The 22,415-nt window shown below is 72.2% G+C and carries 16 protein-coding genes; all 16 read right to left on the bottom strand.

The window, feature by feature from the left end; all coding sequences use genetic code 11:
• Window positions 1–8: 8 nt before the first annotated feature.
• Window positions 9–1,574: an NADH-quinone oxidoreductase subunit N gene (locus tag SNA_RS37145; protein WP_044368774.1), complete on the bottom strand. Its 1,566-nt coding sequence runs from the start codon at window positions 1,572–1,574 to the stop codon at window positions 9–11.
• Window positions 1,574–3,169, bottom strand: a complete 1,596-nt coding sequence (locus SNA_RS37140; RefSeq protein ID WP_030062925.1) for a complex I subunit 4 family protein — start codon at window positions 3,167–3,169, stop codon at window positions 1,574–1,576. Before SNA_RS37140 ends, SNA_RS37145 begins: the two co-directional genes overlap by 1 nt.
• A gap of 103 nt (window positions 3,170–3,272) precedes the next feature.
• Window positions 3,273–5,270, bottom strand: a complete 1,998-nt coding sequence (locus SNA_RS37135; RefSeq protein ID WP_044368771.1) for an NADH-quinone oxidoreductase subunit 5 family protein — start codon at window positions 5,268–5,270, stop codon at window positions 3,273–3,275.
• The gene (nuoK, locus tag SNA_RS37130) at window positions 5,267–5,644 is read right to left on the bottom strand and encodes an NADH-quinone oxidoreductase subunit NuoK (RefSeq protein ID WP_044368769.1); all 378 of its coding nucleotides are present in this window, start codon (window positions 5,642–5,644) and stop codon (window positions 5,267–5,269) included. The genes SNA_RS37135 and nuoK overlap by 4 nt, the downstream gene beginning before the upstream one ends.
• Window positions 5,644–6,261 (bottom strand): NADH-quinone oxidoreductase subunit J family protein, encoded by a 618-nt coding sequence (locus SNA_RS37125; protein ID WP_030062929.1) that lies wholly within the window; start codon window positions 6,259–6,261, stop codon window positions 5,644–5,646. The genes nuoK and SNA_RS37125 overlap by 1 nt, the downstream gene beginning before the upstream one ends.
• Window positions 6,258–6,857: a NuoI/complex I 23 kDa subunit family protein gene (locus tag SNA_RS37120; RefSeq protein WP_030062930.1), complete on the bottom strand. Its 600-nt coding sequence runs from the start codon at window positions 6,855–6,857 to the stop codon at window positions 6,258–6,260. Before SNA_RS37120 ends, SNA_RS37125 begins: the two co-directional genes overlap by 4 nt.
• The gene (locus tag SNA_RS37115) at window positions 6,857–7,822 is read right to left on the bottom strand and encodes a complex I subunit 1/NuoH family protein (RefSeq protein WP_044368768.1); all 966 of its coding nucleotides are present in this window, start codon (window positions 7,820–7,822) and stop codon (window positions 6,857–6,859) included. Before SNA_RS37115 ends, SNA_RS37120 begins: the two co-directional genes overlap by 1 nt.
• A complete protein-coding gene (locus SNA_RS37110) occupies window positions 7,819–9,015 on the bottom strand; it encodes an NADH-quinone oxidoreductase subunit C (protein WP_052809033.1) in 1,197 nt (398 codons plus the stop codon). Before SNA_RS37110 ends, SNA_RS37115 begins: the two co-directional genes overlap by 4 nt.
• Window positions 9,012–9,662, bottom strand: coding sequence for an NADH-quinone oxidoreductase subunit B (locus SNA_RS37105; protein ID WP_030062932.1), 651 nt, complete (start codon window positions 9,660–9,662; stop codon window positions 9,012–9,014). Before SNA_RS37105 ends, SNA_RS37110 begins: the two co-directional genes overlap by 4 nt.
• Window positions 9,653–10,054 carry an NADH-quinone oxidoreductase subunit A gene (locus SNA_RS37100; RefSeq protein WP_030062933.1) on the bottom strand — a complete coding sequence of 134 codons (402 nt, stop codon included), beginning with the start codon at window positions 10,052–10,054 and terminating at the stop codon, window positions 9,653–9,655. The genes SNA_RS37105 and SNA_RS37100 overlap by 10 nt, the downstream gene beginning before the upstream one ends.
• A 185-nt stretch (window positions 10,055–10,239) precedes the next feature.
• Window positions 10,240–11,730, bottom strand: a complete 1,491-nt coding sequence (locus SNA_RS37095; protein WP_044368766.1) for a DUF6177 family protein — start codon at window positions 11,728–11,730, stop codon at window positions 10,240–10,242.
• Complete coding sequence (gene eccCa, locus SNA_RS37090) at window positions 11,727–15,827, bottom strand: type VII secretion protein EccCa (protein ID WP_078970471.1); 4,101 nt, start codon at window positions 15,825–15,827, stop codon at window positions 11,727–11,729. Before eccCa ends, SNA_RS37095 begins: the two co-directional genes overlap by 4 nt.
• Entirely contained in the window at window positions 15,824–17,140 is a 1,317-nt protein-coding gene (locus tag SNA_RS37085) for a CpaE/TadZ family protein (protein ID WP_241779993.1), read from the bottom strand. The genes eccCa and SNA_RS37085 overlap by 4 nt, the downstream gene beginning before the upstream one ends.
• Window positions 17,141–17,824: 684 nt before the next feature.
• Window positions 17,825–19,156 carry a type VII secretion integral membrane protein EccD gene (gene eccD / locus SNA_RS37080; RefSeq protein ID WP_030072112.1) on the bottom strand — a complete coding sequence of 444 codons (1,332 nt, stop codon included), beginning with the start codon at window positions 19,154–19,156 and terminating at the stop codon, window positions 17,825–17,827.
• A gap of 23 nt (window positions 19,157–19,179) precedes the next feature.
• On the bottom strand, window positions 19,180–19,479 hold the full coding sequence (locus SNA_RS44580; protein WP_078970470.1) for a hypothetical protein: 300 nt from the start codon (window positions 19,477–19,479) through the stop codon (window positions 19,180–19,182).
• 474 nt (window positions 19,480–19,953) lie between these two features.
• Window positions 19,954–22,404 carry a hypothetical protein gene (locus tag SNA_RS38780; RefSeq protein WP_051877526.1) on the bottom strand — a complete coding sequence of 817 codons (2,451 nt, stop codon included), beginning with the start codon at window positions 22,402–22,404 and terminating at the stop codon, window positions 19,954–19,956.
• Window positions 22,405–22,415 lie beyond the last annotated feature (11 nt).

Below are 22,415 nucleotides of genomic sequence, written 5' to 3'. Positions count from 1 at the left end.
CTCGGGGCCTACAGGAGCGCCCCGGAGGCGAAGCGCAGGACGAGCTGCGGGGCGCCGGAGAGGACGATGCCGAGGACGGCGGCGAGGGCGATGGCGGTGGTCAGGGCGGCCGGGACGGCGGCGCGCGGGGCGTCCTCGGGTCCCTCCGGGGCCACGGCTCCCTCTGCCGCCTCGGCGCCCCGGAAGAGGACCGCCGTCCACTGGAGGTAGTAGTAGAGCGCGATCACGACGTTGACGGCCATGACCACGGCGAGCCAGGCCAGGCCCGCGTCGACGGCCGAGGAGAAGACCGTGACCTTGGCGAAGAGGCCGATGATGCCGGGCGGCAGGCCCGCCAGGCAGAGCAGGAAGAAGCCGAGGGCGAGCGCCGCCAGGGGGCGGCGGGCGTACAGGCCCCGGTAGTCGGTGATCCGGTTGGCGGGGCGGCTGCGGGCCACCAGGGCGGCGATGGCGAAGGCGCCGAGGTTCACCACGCCGTACATGAGGGCGTAGGCGACGGTGGAGCCGATGGCGTGCCCCGGGTTGTCGACGTAGCCGGCCGCCGCGACGGGGACCAGGAGGTAGCCGGCCTGGCCGACGGACGACCAGGCCAGCAGGCGTACGGCGCTGTGCGCGCGGTGCGGGTCCTGGCGCAGGGCGGCGACGTTGCCGACGGTCATGGTGAGCGCGGCCAGGACGGCCAGCGCCGGGCCCCACACGTCGGCGTACGAGGGGAAGCCCTCGACGGTGATGAGGATCAGGCCGGAGAAGCCGACCGCCTTGCCGATGACCGAGAGGTAGGCGGCGATGGGCAGCGGCGCGCCGACGTAGGTGTCGGGGACCCAGAAGTGGAAGGGGGCGGCCGCGGTCTTGAAGGCGAAGCCGACGAGGGAGAGCGCGACGCCGGCGCCGGCGAGGGTGGCCAGGCGGGGGTCGGGCAGGTGGGTGAGGGCGTGCGCCACCCGGGACAGGTGCAGGCTCCCGGTGGCGGCGTACAGGAAGCTCACGCCGAGCAGCATGACGGCGGTGGCGGCCACCGAGGAGAGGAAGAACTTCAGGGCCGCCTCGGAGGAGAGCCGGTCGCCGCGCCGCAGGCCGACCAGGGCGAAGGCGGGCAGCGAGGCCACTTCGAGGGCGATGACCAGGGTGGCGAGGTCCCGGGAGGCGGGCAGCAGGGCCGCGCCGGCCGCGGAGGACAGCAGCAGGAACCAGTACTCGCCGGCGGGCAGGTCGTGGTCCTTGAGGGTGTCGACGGACAGCAGGGCGGTCAGCAGCGCGCCGGCCAGCACCAGGAACTGGATGACCAGGGCGAACGGGTCGGCCACGTAGCTGCACACCGTGGGGTGGCCGGTGAGGCAGAAGGTGCGCCGGCCGCCGTCCAGGAGGGGCAGCAGCGACAGCGCGGCCGCCACCAGGCCGACGATGGCCACCCAGCCGAGCAGCGGCTTCCTGGTGGCGGGCACGAAGAGATCGGCGACGAGCACCGCCAGGGCGACGGCCGCGGCGATGGTGGGCGGCGCGATGGCGACCCAGTCGACGGACTGGGCCAGGGAGGCCAGCGGGTTCCCGGCGGCCAGAAGGATCGTCGGGCTCATCAGTTACCGCCTCCGAGGAGCTGCTGGACGGCCGGGTTGGTGAGGCCGAGGAGGGCCGCGGGCCACAGTCCGGCGAGGACGGTGAGGGCGGCGAGGGGGGACCAGGCCGCGTATTCGTGGCGCGCGAGGTCGGGGAGGGCGACGGCGGGGCCTTCGACGGCCAGGGGCTCCTCCCCCGGGGCCGCCTCGGCCGTCAGGTGGCCGCCCATGCAGACGCGGCGGACGACGAGCAGCAGGTAGCCGGCGGTCAGCAGGGTGCCGAGGCCGGCCAGGACCATGAACGTCAGGAAGGCGGGGCGGCTCAGGCCCGCGGCCGGGCGGAAGGCGCCGAACATGGCCAGCATCTCGCCCCAGAAGCCGGCCAGGCCCGGGATGCCCAGGGAGGCGACGGCACCGAAGGCGAGCAGTCCGCCGAAGCGGGGGGCGCGGCCGTAGAGGGCCGCGCCGGTGGTGCCCGCGAGGGCGTCGAGGTCGGTGCTGCCGGTGCGGTCCTTGAGGGCGCCGACCATGAAGAACAGCAGGCCGGTGATCAGGCCGTGGGCGATGTTGGCGAACAGCGCGCCGTTGACGCCGGTGGGGGTCATGGTCGCGATGCCGAGCAGGACGAAGCCCATGTGGCCGACGGAGCTGTAGGCGATCAGCCGCTTGAGGTCGCCGGCGGCACCCTTGCGGACGAGGGCGAGGCAGGCGAGGGATCCGTAGATGATGCCGATGGCGGCGAACGCGGCGAGGTACGGCGCGAAGGTGTGCATGCCCTCGGGCGTGATCGGCAGGGCGATGCGGACGAACCCGTAGGTGCCCATCTTCAGCAGGACGCCGGCGAGCAGGACGGAACCGACGGTGGGGGCCGCGGTGTGGGCGTCGGGCAGCCAGCTGTGCAGCGGCCACATCGGGGACTTGACGGCCAGTCCGATGCCGATCGCGAGCACGGCCAGAAGCTGGACGGTGTGGCTGAGCTGGGCTTTCGGGCCGTTGTCAGTGGCGAGTGCCACCATGTCGAACGTGCCGGATTTCACGCCGATGAGGAGGAGGCCGAGCAGCATCACGACCGAGCCGAGCAGCGTGTAGAGGATGAACTTCCAGGCCGCCGCCTGCTTTCCGGCGCCGCCCCAGCGGGCGATGAGGAAGTACATCGGGATGAGGACCATCTCGAAGGCGAGGAAGAAGAGCATCAGGTCGAGGACGGCGAAGGTGGCCAGGGTGCCGGCCTCAAGGGTGAGCAGCAGGGCGACAAATGCCTTGGGTGACGGGCCCGTTGGCATGGCGAAGTAGCTGTAGAGGGCGCAGAGGAAGGTCAGCAGCGCGGTCAGGACGAGAAGGGGGAGCGAGATGCCGTCGACGCCGAGGTGGAGGTGGATGCGGAGCGCCGGGATCCAGCTGAGGTCGGTGGTGGCCTGCATACGGGCGGGGTGGCCGCGGTCGAAGCCGACGGCCAGCGCGAGGGCGGCGGCCAGGACGACGCCGGTGACGGTCACTCCGTGGCGCAGTACGGCCTGGTCGGGGTTGCGGCCCCTCAGGCCGGGCGGGGACGGCAGCAGGGCGGCGACCGCGCCCAGGAGGGGGAGGCCGACGACCGCCGCGAGGAGGTACTGCAATGCGGTGGGGTTCACGGGGTCAGGCCCTCCTCGGGGTGGTGCTCGGGGCGGCGCTCGGCCGGCGGTGTGGGGCGTCGGCCCCGCGGGTGTGATGCGCCATCGGTCAGGCTCCCGTGCCCGTGGCGACGAGGACCGCGACGACGGCCAGCACGAGCGAGCCCGCGAGCAGGGCGCCGAGGTAGGTCTGCACATTGCCGGTCTGGGCGCGGCGGACGGCGGCGCCCAGCCAGCGCGGGGCGGCGCCCGCGCCACGGACGTAGGTGTCGACGACCTCGCGGTCCAGGAAGCGGACGAGCTGGGCGGCGGCCCGTACGGGCCGGACGAACAGCGCGGAGTAGACGGCGTCCAGGTGGAAGCCGACGGCCGCGTGGCGGTGCAGCGGGCCGAGGAGGACCCGGCCGGGGTCGGCCGGGTCCGGGGCGCCGGCGATACCGCCGTAGGCGGGGGTGTGGCTCTCGATGGCCAGTTCCTCGGCCAGGCCGGGGGCCGCGTCGGGCGCGACGGCGACGGCGCCGAGGGGGGCGCGGGCGGCGCGGGCGCTGGTGTGGCGCCAGGCCGCGTAGGTGACCAGGCCGCCGATGAGGGCGACGCCGGTGCCCACGACGGAGGTGGTGAGCGCGGGGTTCAGGGAGCGGCCGTCGAACCAGGTGGGCAGGTACGGGCCCGCCAGGCCGAGCGCGACGGTCGGGACGAAGAGGACCCACAGCATGGCGTTCATGACGACCGGCTGCTTGCCGTGGTCGGGGACCTCGGCGCCGCGGCCGTTGAAGGCGAGCAGCCACAGGCGGGTGGCATAAGCCGCGGTGAGGAGGGCGGTGAGCACTCCGGAGATCAGCACCGTCCAGCCGACCGCGCCGGGAATGCCGTGTGCCTGCCCGTGGGCGGCGTGTTCGGCGGCGCCCAGGACGGCTTCCTTGGAGAAGAAGCCGGCGAACGGCGGGATCGCGGCGAGCGCCAGCAGCGCCACGGTCACGGTCCAGTAGGCGTCGGGGATCCGCCGGGCCAGTCCGCCCATCCGGGACATCGCGGCCAGCGAGTTCGTCCCGGCGGCGTGGATGATCACGCCCGCGCCGAGGAAGAGCAGGGCCTTGAACGCACCGTGCGTCAGGAGGTGGAAGACGGCGGCGCCGCGGTCGCCGACGGCCAGCGCGCCGAGCATGTAGCCGAGCTGGCCCACCGTCGAATAGGCCAGGACGCGTTTGATGTCGTCCTGGGCGAGCGCGGCCAGACCGGAGCCGACCATGGTGATCGCGGCCATGACGGCGAGCACGACCAGCGCGGCCGCGGAGGCGGCGAAGACGGGCAGCAGCCGGGCGACGAGATAGACACCGGCGGCCACCATCGTCGCGGCGTGGATCAGCGCCGAGACGGGCGTGGGGCCGGCCATGGCGTCCGGGAGCCAGGTGTGCAGCGGGAACTGCGCCGACTTGCCCGCGACGCCGCCCAGCAGCAGCAGCGCGATCAGCGTCGGATGGTGCAGGCCGCCGTCGGCGACCTTGCCGAGGATGCCGGTGATCCGGAACGTTCCGGCGTCCGCGGCCAGCGCGAAGATGCCGAAGAGGAAGGGGACGTCGCCGAGCTTGGTGACGAGGAACGCCTTGAGGGAGGCGGCGCGGGCGGCCTCGGTCTCCCAGTAGTGGCCGACGAGGAAGTACGAGCAGATGCCCATGACTTCCCAGCCGACCAGCAGCACCATCAGGTCGCCGGTGTAGACGACGAGCAGCATCGCGGAGGTGAAGAGCGAGACCAGCGCGGCGTAGGAGGGGTAGCGCGGATCGTCGCGCAGATAGCCCGTGGAGTAGATCTGCACACAGGCCGCCACGACACCGACCAGAACGCCGATCAGCGCGGCGAAGCCGTCGATGTGCAGGGCCAGGTCGATGGGGATCGAGCCGGTCGGCGTGAGCCGGGTGGCGACGTCGGTGGCCGGACCGCCGCCCTGTCCGACGGCGACACAGACCGCGAGGGCGGCCGTGGCGAGCGTCGGCAGCACGGCCAGCGGGCGGACGAAACCGGGCGCGCGCCGCCCCAGGAGGAAGCCCGCGACGGACCCGAGGAAGGGCAGAAGGGGGACGAGCACAGCGGTGGTCGTGAGCGTCACGCGGCGGCCTCCGCCTCGGTGTCCGGCTGCGGCTGCGCGCCGTGGCCCGTGGCGTCGCCGCCGTCCGGCCGCTCCGCGAGATCGCGGAGCCGGTCGATGTCGGAGCTGCCGCGGTTGCGGTAGACGAGCAGCACGATCGCCAGGCCGATGCCGATCTCGGCGGCGGCGATGGCGATGGTGAAGAGGGTCAGCGCCTGGCCGGCGTGCAGGGTGTCGCGCAGCCAGACGTCGAAGGCGACGAGATTGAGGTTGACGGCGTTGAGCATCAGCTCGACGGACATCAGCACCAGGATCGCGTTGCGGCGCGCGAGCACGCCGTACAGACCGGTGCAGAAGAGGAGGACGGCGAGGACGGCCGGATAGGCGAGATGCATCAGTGCTGCTCCTCTCGCGGGGCGGTCCCCGTGCGGGCGGCGCCGCTGCGCAGGTCGGCGGCCGGGGCCTTGCCCTCGCCGCCCTTGCGGGACAGCACGATCGCCCCGACCAGCGCGGCGAGCAGCAGGACGGACAGCGCTTCGAAGGGCAGCACCCAGTACTGGAAGAGGGTGCGTCCCAAGGTCGCGGTGGAGCCCTGGACGGCGCCGTCGAGGTCGATCCAGGTGGCGCGGAAGGCGTCCACGACGACCCAGACCAGCGTGCCCGCGGAGGCGAGGGCCACCACGAGCGCGGCCCAGCGGTTGCCCGAATCGGCGTCCGGGGAACGGCCGATGGGCGCCTTGGTCAGCATCAGCCCGAAGAGCAGGAGGACGACCACGGAACCGACGTAGATCAGTACCTGCACCCAGGCGATGAATTCGGCGGTCAGCAGGAGGTATTCCACGGCGATCCCGCCGAGGGCGACGACCAGCCAGAGGGCTGCGTGCACCAGTTGGCGGGTGGTGACGGTGATCAGGGCCGCGCCGAGGGTCGCGATGCCGACCAGGAGGAAGGCGATCTCGACACCGGTGGGCGAAAGGAAGCCGTGCGCGGCTGCGGTGGCGGCGAGCGTCACGTTCCCTCCTCCTTGGTGTCCTGCCGGGCGTCCTGGGCCGGTTCCGGCCGGGCGGCGGCTTCGGCCTCGGCGGCCTGCTGGGCGGCGAGTTTGTCCGCGGCCTTGCGCGCGGCGGCGAGCTCCTTGGGGTCCTCGGCCGCCGGGTCGAGCGCGGGCGGCTCGGGCACCGTCCACATCCACTCGCGCAGCCGGTCGCGCTCATGCGTCAGCTCGCGGATGTCCGTCTCGGCGTACTCGAATTCCGGTGACCAGAAGAGCGCGTCGAAGGGGCAGACCTCGATGCAGATGCCGCAGTACATGCACAGCGCGAAGTCGATGGCGAAACGGTCGAGCACATTGCGGCTGCGCTCGCGGCCGCCGGGTGCGGCGGGCGGCACCGTCTCCTTGTGGGAGTCGATGTAGATGCACCAGTCCGGGCACTCGCGGGCGCACAGCATGCACACCGTGCAGTTCTCCTCGAACAGCCCGATGACGCCGCGGGTGCGCGGCGGGAGGTCGGGCTGGACGTCCGGGTACTGCGCGGTGACGGACTTCCGCGTCATCGTGCGCAGCGTGACGGCCAGGCCCTTGGCGAGGCCGCGTCCGGGGATGCCCATCAGGAGATCACCACCTTGACGACGCCGGTGAGGGCGATCTGGGCGAGGGCGAGCGGGATCAGGACCGTCCAGGCGAGCTTTTGCAGCTGGTCCTCGCGCAGCCGCGGGTAGGTGACGCGCAGCCAGATGACGCCGAAGGCGAGGACGGCGGTCTTCAGCAGCGTCCACAGCCAGCCCAGGCCGTTGAGGCCGAACGGGCCGTGCCAGCCGCCCAGGAAGAGGACGGAGGTCAGCGCGCAGAGAACGACGATGCCCGCGTACTCGGCGAGCAGGAAGAGCGCGAAACGCAGTCCGGTGTACTCGGTGTACGCGCCGAAGATGATCTCCGAGTCGGCGACCGGCATATCGAACGGCGGCCGCTGGAGCTCGGCGAGCCCCGCGGTGAAGAAGACGGCGCCGCCGACGATCTGCCACGGCACCCACCACCAGTGGAAGGCGTCCAGGATGCCGGGCAGGGAGAGCGTGCCGGCGGCCATCGCGACGGAGGCGGCGGCGAGCAGCATCGGCAGCTCGTACGCCAGCAGCTGAGCGGCCGTTCGCAGGCCGCCGAGCAGCGAGAACTTGTTCGCCGACGCCCAGCCCGCCATCAGCGAGCCGAGCACGCCGACGCCCATGACGGCGAGCACGAAGAAGATGCCCGCGTCCACGACCTGGCCCACGGCGCCGTGCGGGCCGACCGGTATGGCGATCAGGACCAGGAGGTACGGCAGCAGAGCGACGGCCGGCGCGAGCTGGAAGATCCGCCGGTCGGCGCCCGCCGGGACGATGTCCTCCTTCTGCGCGAACTTGACGCCGTCGGCCACCAACTGCGCCCAGCCGTGGAACCCGCCCGCGTACATGGGGCCGAGGCGGCCCTGCATATGGGCCATGACCTTGTGCTCGGTCTGCCCGATGACCAGCGGGAACACCAGGAACACGACGAAGACGGCGAGCAGGCGCAGCGCGATGCCGAGGGTGTCACTCATGCGGGGTCGCCTCCTGCCGGGTCTTGGGGGTGGTCCTGTTGCGGCTGCGGTGCGGGCTTCGGCTTCTCCGGCTCCGGCTCCGGCTTCTGCTCGGGCTCCGGCTTCTGCTCCGGCTCGTCGAAGGCCGGGCGGGCGTGGTGCCAGGGCGCGTCCGAGGAGCGTGGGGGCGCGGCCTCGGCAGGAGCCGCCTCGGCAGGAGCCGCCTCGGCAGGAGCCGCCTCGGCAGGAGCCGCCTTGGCGGGGGTGGCTTCCTCGGCCGGCGTCTGAGCCCCCGCGGCTTCCGTCGCCTGCTGCTGGCTCGTCGAGCCTTCGCTCACCGAGCGGGTGCGCCGTGCCGAACGCTCCGGACGTTCGGCACGCGCCGCGGCCGCCGGAGCCTCGGGGGCCTCCGCTTGCCGGCTCGCCGAGCCCGCGCCCGCCGTACGGGTACGCCGGGCCGGGCGCTCCCCCGCGGCCGCGCCCGCCGCGCGCGCGCCCCGCGCCGGTCGCGCGGGCGCAGGCGGCAGCTGGCCCTTGAGCGGGCCCCATTCGTTCGGGTCCGGGACGCCCGGGGGCAGCATCTGCCGCCGCTTGGGCCCGCCGTGCTCGGATTCGCCCGGCTCCTTCGCGCCGGGCCATGCCTTGGCGACCCGCGCCGCCAGCACGAAGTCCTTGCGCAGCGGATGCCCTTCGAAGGTGTCCGGGAGCAGCAGCGGGACGAGATGCGGGTGGCCGGTGAAGTCCACGCCGAACATCTCGTGGGTCTCGCGTTCGTGCCAGCCCGCGCCCGCGTAGACGCCCACGGCGGTGGGCAGCGTGGCGGCGTCGTGCGGCACGGTCGTCCGGACGATCAGCCGGCGTACGCCGCCGGGGTGCGCCACATCCGCGAGGTGCGCGCAGATCCGGAAGCCGGTGCCGGGCTCGTCGACGGCGCTCAGCCAGTCGAAATAGGTGCAGCCGAGGCCGTCCCGGGCGGCCGTCAGGGCGGCGATCCAGCCGTCCGCCGGAACGTCGACCGTCAGCAGCTCGTACGCCTCGTCGGCCGTGGCCCCCGCCCCGAAGATCTCGCTCGCGGGCCGCGGCAGCCACCCGACGACGGGCTCGGGGGCGGGCTCGGCAACCGGCTCAGGGGCGGCCTCGGCAACGGGCTCGGCGGCGGGCTCGCCAACCGGTTCGCCGACCGGGGCCTGCTGCTCGGGCCGCTGCTCGCTCATCGGGCCTCCTCCCCCGCCGTCTTGGAGGCGGGCGGCGCGACCAGCCCGCTGCGCAGCGCCGCGGCCGAGGGCCGGGCACCGCCGTGCCGGTAGCGCTCCCCCAGCGACTCCCGCGCGATCTTCTCCTGAAGCTTGAGGATGCCCTGGAGCAGCGCTTCCGGCCGCGGCGGGCAGCCCGGTACGTAGACGTCCACCGGGATGATCTGGTCGACGCCCTTGGTGACGGAGTACGAGTCCCAGTAGGGGCCGCCGCAGTTGGAGCAGGCGCCGAAGGAGATGACGTACTTCGGCTCCGGCATCTGCTCGTAGAGCCGCTTGACCGCGGGCGCCATCTTGTCGGTGACCGTGCCGGAGACGACCATCAGGTCGGCCTGGCGCGGGCCGGGCGCGAAGGGGATCACGCCGAGCCGGATGAAGTCGTGCCGGGCCATGGAGGCGGCGATGAACTCGATGGCGCAGCAGGCCAGCCCGAAGTTGAAGACCCACAGGCTGTAGCGGCGGCCCCAGTTGAGGACCACCTTCATCGGTTCGGGCGCGAGCCGGGCCAGCGTGCCGAGGCGACGGGGCTCGGGCAGGAACTGGGGGGCGGCGCCTTCGGACGCGGCGGCGGGGCCGGCGGATCCGGTGGCGGCGGGGGTCACGTCCATTCCAGGACGCCCTTCTTCCATGCGTAGAGCAGGCCGACGGCGAGGAAGCCGAGGAAGATGAACATCTCCACCAGCGTCACGGCGCCGAAGCCGGGGGCGGCGAAGACCGTCGCCCAGGGGAAAAGGAAGATCGAGTCAACGGCGAAGATGACGTAGAGGAAGGCGTAGACGTAGTAGCGGACCTGGGTGTGTGCCCAGCCCTCGCCGACCGGGTCGACCCCGCACTCGTACGTCAGCAGCTTCTCGGGCGTCGGCACGACGGGCCGCAGCAGCCGCCCGGCCCCGAAGGCCACGGCCACGAACAGCACCCCGACCACGGCGATGAGTCCCACGACCGCATAGCCCTGGAAATACTCCGCGGCGATGGTGGTGCGTACGGTCGTGTCCGGCACGTCCGCCCCTCGCTCCCTGACTGCGCTTGTTCAACGACTTTCGACAATCTTTACGGTCCGGAGTCTAGGCCCTGCCCCGTCCCGTTGAGCAGCCGCGTCGTCGCGGACGGTGGGCTTGTCCCCACTTCGCCCTACCTGGGTGGCCGGCAGCGTAGACGGCGGGCCGGTTTGTCTCAGGAGGTGTCTCACTCCTCGGACGCGGGGCGGGCGGCAGCGCCTCCGGCTTCGGGCCCGCCGTCCGCCGCACCGGGCGGCCGGAGATACGCCATGAGCCGCTCCAGGGCCTCCGCGCCGCCCGTGCCCAGGGGGTAGTGGAAACCGGCCGTCGCCGCCGGGCCGAGCTGCTGCGGCGGGTCCGGCAGCGGCGAACGGCGGGCGCGGGCCACCCCCGTCTCGCGGACCGCCTCGCTCCCCAGGACGAACGCCACCGGCAGCGGCGGGATCTCCAGCTGCGCCGGCACGCTCAGATCGCGGCGCGCGGCGCGCTGCTGGACGAGCAGGGATTCCAGGCCGTGCCGGACCACCAGGCGCTCGGCAAGCGCGGGCAGCTCACCCAGTGGGACGTCCGTCTCACCGGAGAAGCCGAAGGCCACCGTCACGTCCTCCTCCACGCCCTCGCTCGTCCGCCGCACCCGCAGCGTCGCCACGGCGGGCCGCTCCGGCTGCCCCACGGCCACCAGCCAGGTGGGCTCGGGCGCGCGCTCGCGGACCAGGGCCGTCAGCTCCTTGCGGGACCAGCGCGAGGCGGCCGGTTCCTCGGTGCCCCAGCCGGCCGGCGGGGCACCGGTGACGTGCTGCCAGATGTCCTCCAGCGCGCCGCCGAGCAGCAGATCGTCGTCGGCGGGGTGATGGGTGCGCAACGAGAGCAGGAGCTGGCCGCCCGGCGCGGGACCGCCCGGCCCGGCGGCCGTTTCCCCGCGCTTTGGCGCCCCTTCCGCGAACGTCCCGCGGACGAACGCGTCCGCCACCACACCGTCCGCCGTGAACTGCCCGTCCTTCCACTCCACCGCGGAGCCGGACAGGCCGTCGTAGTAGCCGCCCTCGCCGTCCTGGACGACCCAGCGGTTGGGGAGCCCGGCCAGCGCCGTGCGCACCGGAAGGGTGAGCCGCGCGCCGGGCGGGGTGACGATCTGGAGCGCGCGCTCGCCGGCCGTCGCCCGCACCGCGTCCGCCAGCCAGGCCGTCATGGCGACCACCGGCCGGTCGAGGATGATCACGGCCGCCCGGTCGGTGAGGACATCGACCGCGGGCTGCCCGGTGGGCTGCCGGTCGGTCGCGGCGACGTCGGGGACCGCCGCCCCGTACTCCTCGACGGCGGCCGTACGAGGCCACACCGCCCCGCCCAGCCGGCCCACCAGGCGGCTCGCGATGACCCCGGCGAGCCGGTCGGCGCCCCGCGCACCGGTGGCCGCCCGGATCTCCGTCCACCACAGCGGGCGCCCCTGCCCCACCGCCGCGTACTCAGGCCCGAGCAGCCGAGCGGCCTCGCCCGGTGTGTGCACCAGAAGGGGCGCCTCGATGGAGGCCAGCGGCCTGCCCTCGCCGTCCGACAGCTGGAGCACCGCGCCGTCGGCCTCGGTGGACACCTGGGAGTCGGGGCCGCCCGCCATCAGGCCGGCCGCCACCGCCCACACATCCGGCATCCGCTCGGTCAGAGCGATCACATCCGTCGTCACGCGCCGGCCCGTTCCTCTCGGTTCTTCTCGGCCGCCCGATTCCTCTCGGCCGCCCGCCCGGATTCCCCGGGGGCAGGGTCCGGCTCAGCCGCCATGGCCGTCTGGATGAGACGGCCGCGCTCGCCGCGCCGAACGAACACACCGCGCCCGGCGGGCTGGTCGGACGGGTACACGCCGGGGAACAGCTGCCCCTCCCCCCGGTCACCGGCCATCACCAGCGCCGACGTCCCGCTCTCCCGCAGCGTCATCAGGAACGGCTCGTACAGCGCACGGGACGCACCGGCGGCCCGGTGGGCGAGGACGAAGTGCAGCCCGATGTCCGCGGCGGACGGCAGATAGGGCAGGAAGGGCTCCAGCGGCTGCGCGCCCGCCGAGGCGAGGACGTCGTGGTCGTCGACGAGGACGACGATGCGCGGGCCCGTGAAGGTCGCGCCGCCCGCCGCCAGCACCTCGGGCGGCACCGCATCGTCGGGCAGCCGCTTGTGCAGTTCCTGGGTGATGGCCGAGGACAGCCCGGTCGCCAGGCGCGCGTTGTGCGCATACCCGCCGCGGTACTCCTCGGGCACCAGGCTGTGCAGTTGGCGCCGCGGATCCATCACGGCGAAGACCAGTTCGTCGTCGCCGTAGCGCTCGATCAGCCCGTGCGTCACCAGCCGCAGCACATTGGTCTTCCCGCACTCGCCGTCGCCGAAGACCAGCAGATGCTGGTCCCGGCCGAACAGGTCGAGGGCGACCGGCCGCAGCGCCGCCTGGTCGAGGCCGAGCGGGACCCGCCGCGGCTCCTCGGCCGGCAGCGGCAGCCGGGCCGCGGGCAGGTGCGCCGGCAGTACGCGTACGGGCGCCGCCTCCTCCCCGCTCCAGGCCGCGCGCACGGTCCGTACCGCCGCTTCGGCCGCCTCGCCGAGGTCGTCGACCGTGCCGAGGGCATCGATACGGGGCAGCGCGACCTGCGCGAACAGCTTGGCGTCGGTGAGCGCCCGGCCGCGTTCCTCCGGCGCGAGGGTCTCGGCCAGCTTCCGGCTGATCATGGACTCGCCGGGGTCGTTCAGCCGCAGTTCGATCTTGCTGCCGAATGCGGACTGCGCCGCGATCCGTACGTCGTTCCAGCGCAGCATCCCGGCCACCACGTGGATGCCGTATCCGCTGCCGCGTTTGAGCAGATCGCCGATGGCCTCGTCCAGCTCCTCGAACTCCTCGCGCAGCTCGCCGAAACCGTCCACGACCAGCACGATGTCGGTGGACGCGAGACCGGGCAGGCCGTCCAGGGCACCCCGGGCGCGCATCCGCCGCAGCTGCCCGACGGAGTCGATGCCGTGCGCGCGGAAGAGCTCTTCGCGGGCGGTGAGCATCGCCCGCACCTCTTCGACCGTACGGGCGGCCCGCTCCCGGTCCATCCGGCCGGCGATCCCGCCGACATGCGGCAGTCCGGCCATGCCCGGCAGCCCGCCGCCGGCCAGGTCGAGCCCGTAGATGCCGACGTCCTGCGGGGTGTGGGTGAGCGCGAGGGACAGCATGAGGGTGCGCAGCAGCGTCGTCTTGCCGCTCTGCGGGCCGCCGATGACCGCGAGATGCCCGCCCGCGGCCGTCAGATCCACGGTCCAGGGCCCCTGCCACTGCCGGGCCGGATCGTCGAGCAGGCCGAGCGGCACCTGCATCGGCTCGTGCGGGCGGCGCGCCAGCTGCATCCCGCGGGTGCCGTCCATGGCGAGCGGGCCCGCCGCGGCGTCCAGCGGAACGGCGTCCGGCAGCGGCGGCAGCCAGATCTGCGGTACCGGCGGCGCCGCGTCCGCGAGCTGACCGACCATCACCGACAGCAGGCTGGGCCCGGCGGTCCGCCGCGCGGGCACGGGCGCGGTGCCGCCCCCGGACGTCCCGGACTCCGGGACGGCGAGCGTGTTGTACGCGGGGTACGGCAGCACGGCCGGGCCCTCGTCGGCGTCGTCCTGCGCCACCGGGCCGCGGCAGGGCCCCGAGACATAGCCCGCCTTGAAGCGTTCGTAGTGACTGGTGTCGACCTTCAGATAGCCGAAGCCGGGGATGGGCGGCAGATGGAAGGCGTCGGGGGTGTCCAGCACGGTGCGCGACTCGTCCGGCGAGAACGTCCGCAGCCCCAGCCGGTAGGAGAGATAGGTGTCCAGCCCTTGCAGCTTGCCGCCCTCGATGCGCTGGCTGGACAGCAGCAGATGCACCCCGATCGACCGGCCGATCCGGCCGATGGAGAGGAACAGATCGATGAAATCGGGCTTTGCGGTGAGCAGTTCGCCGAATTCGTCGATCACGACGAACAGATGCGGCAGCGGCGGCAGTTCGGGCCGCTGCGCACGGGCGGCGCGGTAGGTGGAGATATCGGGCAGATCGCCTGCGTCCTTGAGGACCTGCTGACGGCGCCTGACCTCCCCGGCGAGGCTGGTGTGGACGCGTTCGACCAGTCCCGCGCGGTTCTCCAGGTTCGTGATCACGCCCGCGACATGCGGCAACGCGGCGAACGGTGCGAAGGTGGCACCGCCCTTGTAGTCGACCAGCACCATCGACAGGTCCTCGGGCGGATGACCGGCCACCAGGGCCAGCACCAGCGTGCGCAGCAGTTCGCTCTTCCCGGATCCGGTGGCCCCGACACACAGCCCGTGCGGCCCCATGCCCAGCTCGGCGGACTCCTTCAGATCGAGCAGCACCGGCTCGCGGTCGTCGTTCAGCCCGATCGGCACCCGCAGGAACGCCTGCTCCCCGCGCGGCTCCCAGAGCCTCGGCACATCGAGCTCGCGCGGGTCCGCCGCGCCCAGCAGTTCGGTGAAGTCCACCGGGCCGGACAGCGGGGTACCCGCGGCGGCCGACTCCGCGGAGAGCCGCAACGGGGCGAGCATCCGGGCCAGGCCGTGTGCGCCGGCGGCGGTGACGTCGTCCAGGGTGCCGTGTACGGGGGGCGTTCCCGGGTCCGCTTCCTGCCGCAGGTCCTGCACCGCAACGCCCCCGGGCCTCCCGCCCGCGACCGTCACCCGCAGCGACACCTCCCCCGGCTCCTCCACCTGCTCGGCCACCAGATGCAGCACGGTGACGCCCATGTCCTGGAGCGCCACCGCCTCATCGGGGCGCGGCAGTTCGCGCGCCGCCTCTCCATACCCGTCGCTGATGACCAGCAGCCTCTTGGTCAGCCCGAGGGCGTCCTTGCCCGCCAGCCCGCGGCGCACCTCCGCCGCGTACGTCGCGCGCTCGCGCAGCTCGGCGGCGAGAGAGGCGCCCAGCTCCGCGGTGCCGGTGGCGATACGACGGGCGCTGACCGGACCGTCCCACTCCGTCGGATCCAGCACATGCGGCAGCCACTTCGCCCACTCCCAGTCGGCCAGCCGCTCCTCGGGGCAGGCGACGGCGATCGCCACGTCATCGGGCGCATGCGAGACCGCCGCCTGCACGACGAGCGTCCGCACGGCCCGCAGCACCGCGTCCCGTTCGCCGACGACGGTGACATTGCCCGCCCGGTCGAGCGGAACCGTCAGCGGCATCTCCGACGCCGTACCGAACCGCTCCTGCAACCCGGCCGCCTCATTGAGCATGAACGGATCGGGCGGTGTGAGCACACTGCTGCCCTGCCGCTCCACCGTGAGCACGCGGACGGGCACCGAGCCGGTCCCGACGCGCACCTCCAGGAAGTCCGCGTCCGTACGCCGCCGTTCCCACCGCCGCGCCGGATCGCGCACCAGGTCGTACAGCGCCTCCGGCGGCGGGGCGAGCACCCGGGCCGCCGCCCGCCGGGCGCGGTCCTCGGCGCCCAGTTCCTCGCGTAGCCCCTCCAGATACTCCAGATACCGCTCGCGCTGGGTGCGCCGCTGCCGCTGCGCCCGCCCACGCTGCGAGAAGAGCAGTAACACGCCCCCGAGCACCGCCACCACCAGCACGATCGCGCCGAGCGCGGCGAACTGGCTGTTGCGGACGATGGTCATCATCACGACCGAACTGCACACGCCGGCCATCGGCAGCAGCGATGTCGCCACCGAACCGGACTTGCCCTCGGGAAGGTTGGGCGGCGGCTCGATCCTGCGCTCGACCGGCCCCGGCAGCGGCCGGGTGGTACGGGCCGGGCGGTGCACCATACGCGTACTCACCGGGGCGGACCGCCGTAGGGGTTGGCGGGGGTGGAGGGGGCCAAAGGGCCTGTGGGGGCCGGCGGACCTGTGGGGGCCGAGGGGCCTGACGGGCTCGACGGGCCTGACGGGGTGCCGTGCGTCGACGGGGCGCCGTGGCCCGGCGCCGGGCGGCGCTGTCCTCGGGAGACCGCGCGGTTCATCGCCTCGGCCGCGATCCGCGCGGCCGCCCGGAGCGTCCGCTCGCCGAGCAGCTCCGTACGGATCGCCCCGCCCGCCGCGAGATGGCGGTCGTACGGAAGCGGCAGCACCGCTGCGCCGCCGGCGCCCAGCAGGTCGGCGGCCTTCCGCGTATCGAGCCCGGTATCGGGTGCGATCTGGTTGAGCACCACCACCGTCGTGGGCAGCAACCCGGGGTGCACCCCGCCGACCCAGTCCAGGACCGAGCGGGTGGCGGCCACTCCCTCCGGGGTCGCCGGGGAGACCATGATCCGCGCCTGCGTCGTCACCAGGGCGGTACGCGCCACCTCGGCGGGAAGGGTCTCGCAGTCGACGACGGTGGTCGCGAAGTACCGCCGCAGTGACGTCATCACGACCCGGTAGGTGTCGATCTCCAGCCTGGTGCCGATGGCGCCCTGACTCCCGGGCAGCAGCCAGCCACCGCCCGGGAACGGAATCAGATACCCCGTCAGGTCCGTGATCAGCATCGAGGGATCGACGATCCCGGCCAGGTCCGTCCCCGACCAGCGCACCTCCCGCGCACCCAGCCGGTGCGGCAGCGTGCCGAGCGCCGGATCGGCTTCGAGGGCCAGCACCGGATCGGCGCGGTAGTGCGCGTAGGTGAGGGCCAACAGCGCCGCCACCGTGGATTTGCCCGCGCCGCCCCGGATGCTCGTCACGGAGAGCTGCCGGCCGGTGGTCACCGGCTGCTGGATGGCGTACGCGGCCTGGGTGACGTCCGCGGTCTCGGCCACGGGCGACGAGGCGATCGCCCGCCGCACGGCCCGCCCCGCCCGCTGGGTTATGGAGTCTCCGTGCCGCGGTTTGTGCCGCAGGGCGTCCAGCTCGGGCGGGACGACGGGGACGGAGACGGGGGTGGGGGTGGAGCGGCGGGCGGGGGTGGTGTTGCGTGGCGGGGCGGAGCCGTGGGGTGGGGTGGGCGCGGCGGGGTGCGGGGAAGGCGCGGCGTGGGGAGCCGGAGCGGGGGCCGGTTCCCGTATGGCTTCGGGTACGGCCTGCGGTGCAGGGCGTGCGGCGGGCGCCGTTTCCCCTATGGCTTCCGGTGCGGGGCGCGCGGCCGGAACGGGGGCGGGCATGGGGTTGGGGGCAGGCATGGGGTTGGGGGCAGGCATGGGGTTGGGGGCAGGCATGGGGCCGGGGGCGGCGTGATGCGCGACCGAAACGGCGTGGTGCGCGACCGCAGGGTCCTGCTGTGGCGCGGCGGCAGGCGGCGCCGGCGGCGGAACGAAGGGCGCCGACGGCGGAACGGGGGGCGCAGGCGGGTACACCGGACCGCCCGGCGCGGACCCGGTGGTGTGCGTCGATGCCGATGCCGATGTCGGCGTCGGCGTCGGCGTCAACGGCGTGGGTCGGCCGGGTGCCGCGGCGCCGGCCGTGCCCATGACCGGCTCCGCCCTGGAGGAGGACGTGGGGCTGTCCCACACACTGGTGCCCGCAGCGGCAGGCGCCGCTCCTCCCGCTTCCGCGGTCGCTGCCCCCGCCTCCACAGTCGCTTCCGTGGTCGTTCCCGCAGCTGCGCCCCCGGTCGTTCCCGCAGCTGCGTCAGCGTTCGCGTCCGTGGTCATGTCCGCGGTCGCCAGCGCGGCCTTCATCTCCGCGGCCGACAGGTTGAGCGTCGCCGGGCCGCCCTCGCCCCCCGCTCCCGCGTTCGTCCCCGCTCCCCCACCGAGCTCGCGCAACAGATCGCGCTGCCAGTCGCCCTGCACCGGCCCGCTCCCTTCGCCAGCTCCGCGTACTCCGTCTCCGTCTGCTGCCATGCTCCCTCGCCGCCTTCCGGCTCAGAACGTGTGCAGCAGCCGGCTGTAGACCCCGAACGCCCCGAGGGCCACCGGGATCAGCGCCACCACACTGACCGACTCGACGAGATTCACCAGCCGACGCAGCCGGACCTGCACATGCTCCGGCACCCGCACCGCGAGCGCCCCGAGCGGCAGCACCGCCAGCACACACAACACGACCAGCGCGGCCGAACGATCGCCCGTCCCCGCCGCCGCCCATCGCATCACCAAACACACCCCCACGGCCGTCCCGGCGGCCAGCAGGGCGACGACCTCGACCGCCAGCGGGTAGGCACGGGCCCGCGACAGCATCACGACGCACAACAGGGCCCCGGCAGCGACCGACCAGCCGTCCCCCGGGCCGAGGGCGAGCACCCCCGCCGCACCGGCGGAGAGCGCCATGGCAACGGTGGCCAGCGCAAGCCCACGATGCGTCGCCCCGAGAGCGGTCGCCACCTGATGCCGACTCACCGGCGTACCACCGGACCGCTGATCATCAAGCCGCGTCAGCCCGGCCGCCATCAGCGCCAGCCGCGGCAGATATCCGAGCACGACCACCGACACCACGCCCAGCGCAACGCCCGTACGCGCCACGCTGGTCACCGCCAGCCCGGCCTCCCAGGCGCCCACCGCCAACGCAACCGTCGCCGCCCCGACGAGCCCACCGCGCCCCAGCTCCGTACACACCCCGAGCAACGCCAGCACCGCGGCGACGGACAGCCCGACGCCCGCCAGCCGCACCGCACCCGTCGACGCCGCCTCCCACGCGGCGAGCGCGCCGAGCGCACCCCCCACCAGCACCAACGCGGTCCCCATCGCCCGCCGCCCGAGCCACCCACTGATGGCTCCGACAGCCACGGCAAGCACACCGACCACACCCAGCCAGACCGCGGCGTCACCCGGCCCGTACCAACTGGCCGCCGCCGTCCCCGCAACCAAGGCCAGCACCACACTCGCCGCCCCAGCCGTCCAGCTCCGGCTCCGCGCCCCCCAACGCCAGCTCCGCACATCCAAGTCATCGGCAACGACATCCGTCGCGTCATGCACCACCGGCGCCGCCGGCGTCTCGTGCTCCCGCACGAGACGCAGCACCGCTCCGTCCGGCACATTCGCCGATCCCAGCGAGTCATCCTGCGACAGCACGGCCCCCTCGGCCGTCACCAACCGCCGCAACAACGGCTCCTTGCCCGGCCGGTCGCCCAGCAGCCGCAAAATATCCGGCAGCAACACGCCAATGGGCTCCTGCGCGGGCAACACCAAATCAACCCGCCGCCGCTCCCCGACCAGCGTCACCCGACTCAGTACGGTCCGCGGCACGGCTCCCGACTCCATCCCCGCCACTCCCGTACTCACACTCACCATGCCGAAGAATTCCCCGCGTTACCGCCCATGGGACCCGTCGGACTCGTCGCCCCTACCGGATTCGGACCCACCCCGGGAACCCGCGCCCCGCTCCCCATCTTGGCCGCAACGAAGGACCACCCCACACACCCGGCACACACCACGGCCGCAAGCGCAATCCCCCCGAAAACCTTCCCAAAACTCTCATCCAGACTCCGCCGAGTCCGCTGCCCCCCGAACATCAACGCATCCCGCAACCTCCGCCGCCGCACGGAAACCGACTCCAACAACTGACTGTCGTAGTCCCGCGCCACGGCGCCCCTCCTCAGCTCTCCCCTGCTCCCTGCGGGGACACGATACGGCGCGGGTGCGGCGGGGTGTCCACCACGTGGTCGGCGATCCAGCTTGGCAACGGAAGCCCTGCGGCTCAAAGGAGCCAGCCACCGGGGTCCATCTGCCCCGACGATCCCGAGGCGAGTTTCATGAACTAGACAGGCGGAGCCGGCTGGTGACTCAGCCCGCCAAACAAGTGCCGGTAGATACCATCCAGGTACTCATAAAGAGAGTCCTCATCTTCGAATTCAATAGACGTCAGACCCTCATAGTCACTCAGGGACATACTGCGTTCCCCAAGGACAGCCTCCATCTCTTTCCGGACGGCCTCCACATAGGAGGGCTTGAAGGAGTGAAGAGTGTCATGCAATCCCTCCTTTGTGTCATACGCACATTCGAGATCAAGATAGATCTGAACAAAGTTCTCGAATTCTCTACTCATCAGTACGCCAATGCTATGGATGCCGACCGGGTGCATGATTAGGATACATCGTGACGAGGTAGTACCCGTAGTCCTTCTTGTACTTGTATACCGCCTTAATCGTCCCGCCTTCGAAGTCGACGGGCAGAAATTCGCTTGGCTTTTGCGGGTTTCGGTAGAATCCAGACAGCCTCTTATGTCCATCCGGGCCCAATATGCCGGAGATAGGGATTTCGTGGCTCGGCGGGGTTCCGTGCTCCGCTATGTACTTGCGGGCATAAGCGTCTACCTTCACCAGGTCTTCCGCATTATCGAAACGCGTGGCACACCCGCCAACCCTGTGCACACCCCCCGAAACTCCGTCAGTCGTTGTTCCGGTCAGCGGATCTACGTTGTTTTCCGACTTCACGTGTCCGACATTAGGAGAGGCCGGTCCGTATAGTTTCAGATTTCCGCTTCCGTCGGCCATCGGAGTACCCAAACGCCGGATCAGGGCATCATCTTTTGGATAGAGGTGGCGACCAGGTGCGTGGCCCTCGCCACCTTGCCGATCGTCAAGCTTATTAATTTGATCTTCCACGTCTTTCGGGCCCCAGTGCCCCTCATTTGACGCCTCTACGGGCACCACGACGTCGCCATCACCGTCCGGAACGTGAGGAACGCCGCCAGGATCGGGCGTATGCCCATCCGATACAGCCGAACTTCCGCCATTTGATCCGTCGACGCTGGTTCCGCCATGTACTGGATCATGGACGCCCCCTGAACTAACAGACGAGTCCAGCGAAGAGTGCCCTCCCGAACTGTGCCCAGGAATACTCTCAGGTGCGTTGCTCTCACCCGGCCCATTCGGACTCGGCGCATCGTGCTGTGCGCTGGCCGTGGTGTCACCGGCGCCCGGCCCATTTGAAGACGGGTTTCCCAGGTCTCCTGCGCGGACCGTGGCCTCGGTCCACGCAGGCACATCGGCACCGACACGGGCCAGCTCGTGAACTGCTGGTACATCAGCCTTCTCGGGCGGGGTGCTGCCCAGAATTGCCCGGTTCTTCGCCGACAGCTCGGCCATCGCGTCGGAGCCCGTCTTGGGGATGCCGTGGGCGTCGACCACCTTGCTGTCCGGGGTGAGGAAGGTGTTGCGGTCGTACATCATCGAGCCCGGCGGGACCTTGCCGGCGCCGTCGGCGAGGTGGATGGCGGTTTTGCCGGGGGGCAGGTCCGGGAGGGGGCCGTCCAGGTGCACGGGCTGGCCGCTGGGCAGGTGTACCGCGCCTGAGGGGCTGGTTTTGGCGGTGACGGTGAAGGTCTCGCGCAGGTGGTCGAGGGCCGTGCTGGTTTTGACGGCCTTGAAGGCGCTGCCGATCGCCGCATCGAGTTTGGTGAGCTTGGCGGCGGCGCCGACGGCGTTGACGATGTGGGTGGTCGGGTCCATGTAGTGGGTGACTCTGCCGACCCGGGCGGCCGCGTTGGCGATCTTGGCGCCCGCCCCGGCCGCTTCGGCGCCCGTCTTGACGGCGCCGCTGCCGCCACGGGTGGCGATCAGGGTCCCGATGTTGAAGAACGATGCTCCCGCTGCCCGGCCCGAGTTCTTGTCCCACTGGTCCCAGGCGACCATGGACTTGCCGACCTCAACGCTCGTCTTCATGCTGTCCGTCATCCAGGACTTGACGCTGCCATCGGGGAGCAGGGGAACCAGGGGCAGCAGGAGTGGCACGGTTGTCACGGTGGCCAGGTGGCCCATGCTCTTCCACGCGGCGCCGAAGTTGTCGCCCCACGGCGTCAGCGACCACAGTCCCTTGAGGGTGCCCCACATGCCGTCGACGACGGTGCCGTCCCAGACGAAGTTCTTGACCCAGCTGACCACGGCACCGGGGTCGTACCAGTGGCGTTTTTGGTCGACGACCTTGCCCCACGGCGTATCGCCCGCCGAGGACATCGCTTCCTTGGTCAGGCCGTAGGTGTGGCCGCCCTTTTTCTTCGTACCGTCGCCAAGGGTCCAGTGGGTGCCGTGGGAAACAAGAGCGGTGATCTTGTTGGCGGCCGCCACCTCCGCCGCCCAGAACGCCTGGACGGTCGCGGAGACCTCCTGAATCAGCTGCTTGTTGACGGCGACCTTGACCGGGTCGTACTGCCAGTCCTCGTCCTGCTTGATGTCGGCGACGAAGTGGGACGCAGCTCCTTCGAGTTTGTGAAGCCTGGCGACCAGCGGGCGTACCTCGGCCGCGAAGGTGTCCAGGGCTGCGCCGACCTTCTCCAGCTCGTCGGCGAAGTGATGCGCTTTGGTGGCGACCGGCTTGGTCGAGGCGAACAGCTGCTCCGCCTCCGGCGCCGAGTAGTACGCCCGCAGCCCCTGGAAGGAAGAGTGGACATCCGCGCCCTTGTCGCGGATCGCGCCCGCTTCCTTCTTCAGCGCCTTGGCGCGCGCTTCCACCTCTTCCAAGTTGCCCGTGTAGGTGAGGATGCCGGACGGATCGATGTGGTCGGCGCTCACGTGTAAGTCCC

The sequence above is a fragment of the Streptomyces natalensis ATCC 27448 genome, from assembly GCF_000935125.1.
In the GTDB taxonomy this organism is placed as follows: domain Bacteria; phylum Actinomycetota; class Actinomycetes; order Streptomycetales; family Streptomycetaceae; genus Streptomyces; species Streptomyces natalensis.
This window is presented reverse-complemented; position numbering and strand designations above follow the sequence as displayed.

What these genes read in the sequence shown, in the direction of transcription:
- SNA_RS37145 (WP_044368774.1), bottom strand. Translation starts at nt 1,574, where the DNA reads ATGAGCCCGACGATCCTTCTGGCCGCCGGGAACCCGCTGGCCTCCCTG.
- nuoK (WP_044368769.1), bottom strand. Translation starts at nt 5,644, where the DNA reads ATGCATCTCGCCTATCCGGCCGTCCTCGCCGTCCTCCTCTTCTGCACC.
- SNA_RS37120 (WP_030062930.1), bottom strand. Translation starts at nt 6,857, where the DNA reads ATGGGCATCCCCGGACGCGGCCTCGCCAAGGGCCTGGCCGTCACGCTG.
- SNA_RS37115 (WP_044368768.1), bottom strand. Translation starts at nt 7,822, where the DNA reads ATGAGTGACACCCTCGGCATCGCGCTGCGCCTGCTCGCCGTCTTCGTC.
- SNA_RS37110 (WP_052809033.1), bottom strand. Translation starts at nt 9,015, where the DNA reads ATGAGCGAGCAGCGGCCCGAGCAGCAGGCCCCGGTCGGCGAACCGGTT.
- SNA_RS37105 (WP_030062932.1), bottom strand. Translation starts at nt 9,662, where the DNA reads ATGGACGTGACCCCCGCCGCCACCGGATCCGCCGGCCCCGCCGCCGCG.
- SNA_RS37085 (WP_241779993.1), bottom strand. Translation starts at nt 17,140, where the DNA reads ATGCCTGCCCCCAACCCCATGCCCGCCCCCGTTCCGGCCGCGCGCCCC.
- eccD (WP_030072112.1), bottom strand. Translation starts at nt 19,156, where the DNA reads ATGGAGTCGGGAGCCGTGCCGCGGACCGTACTGAGTCGGGTGACGCTG.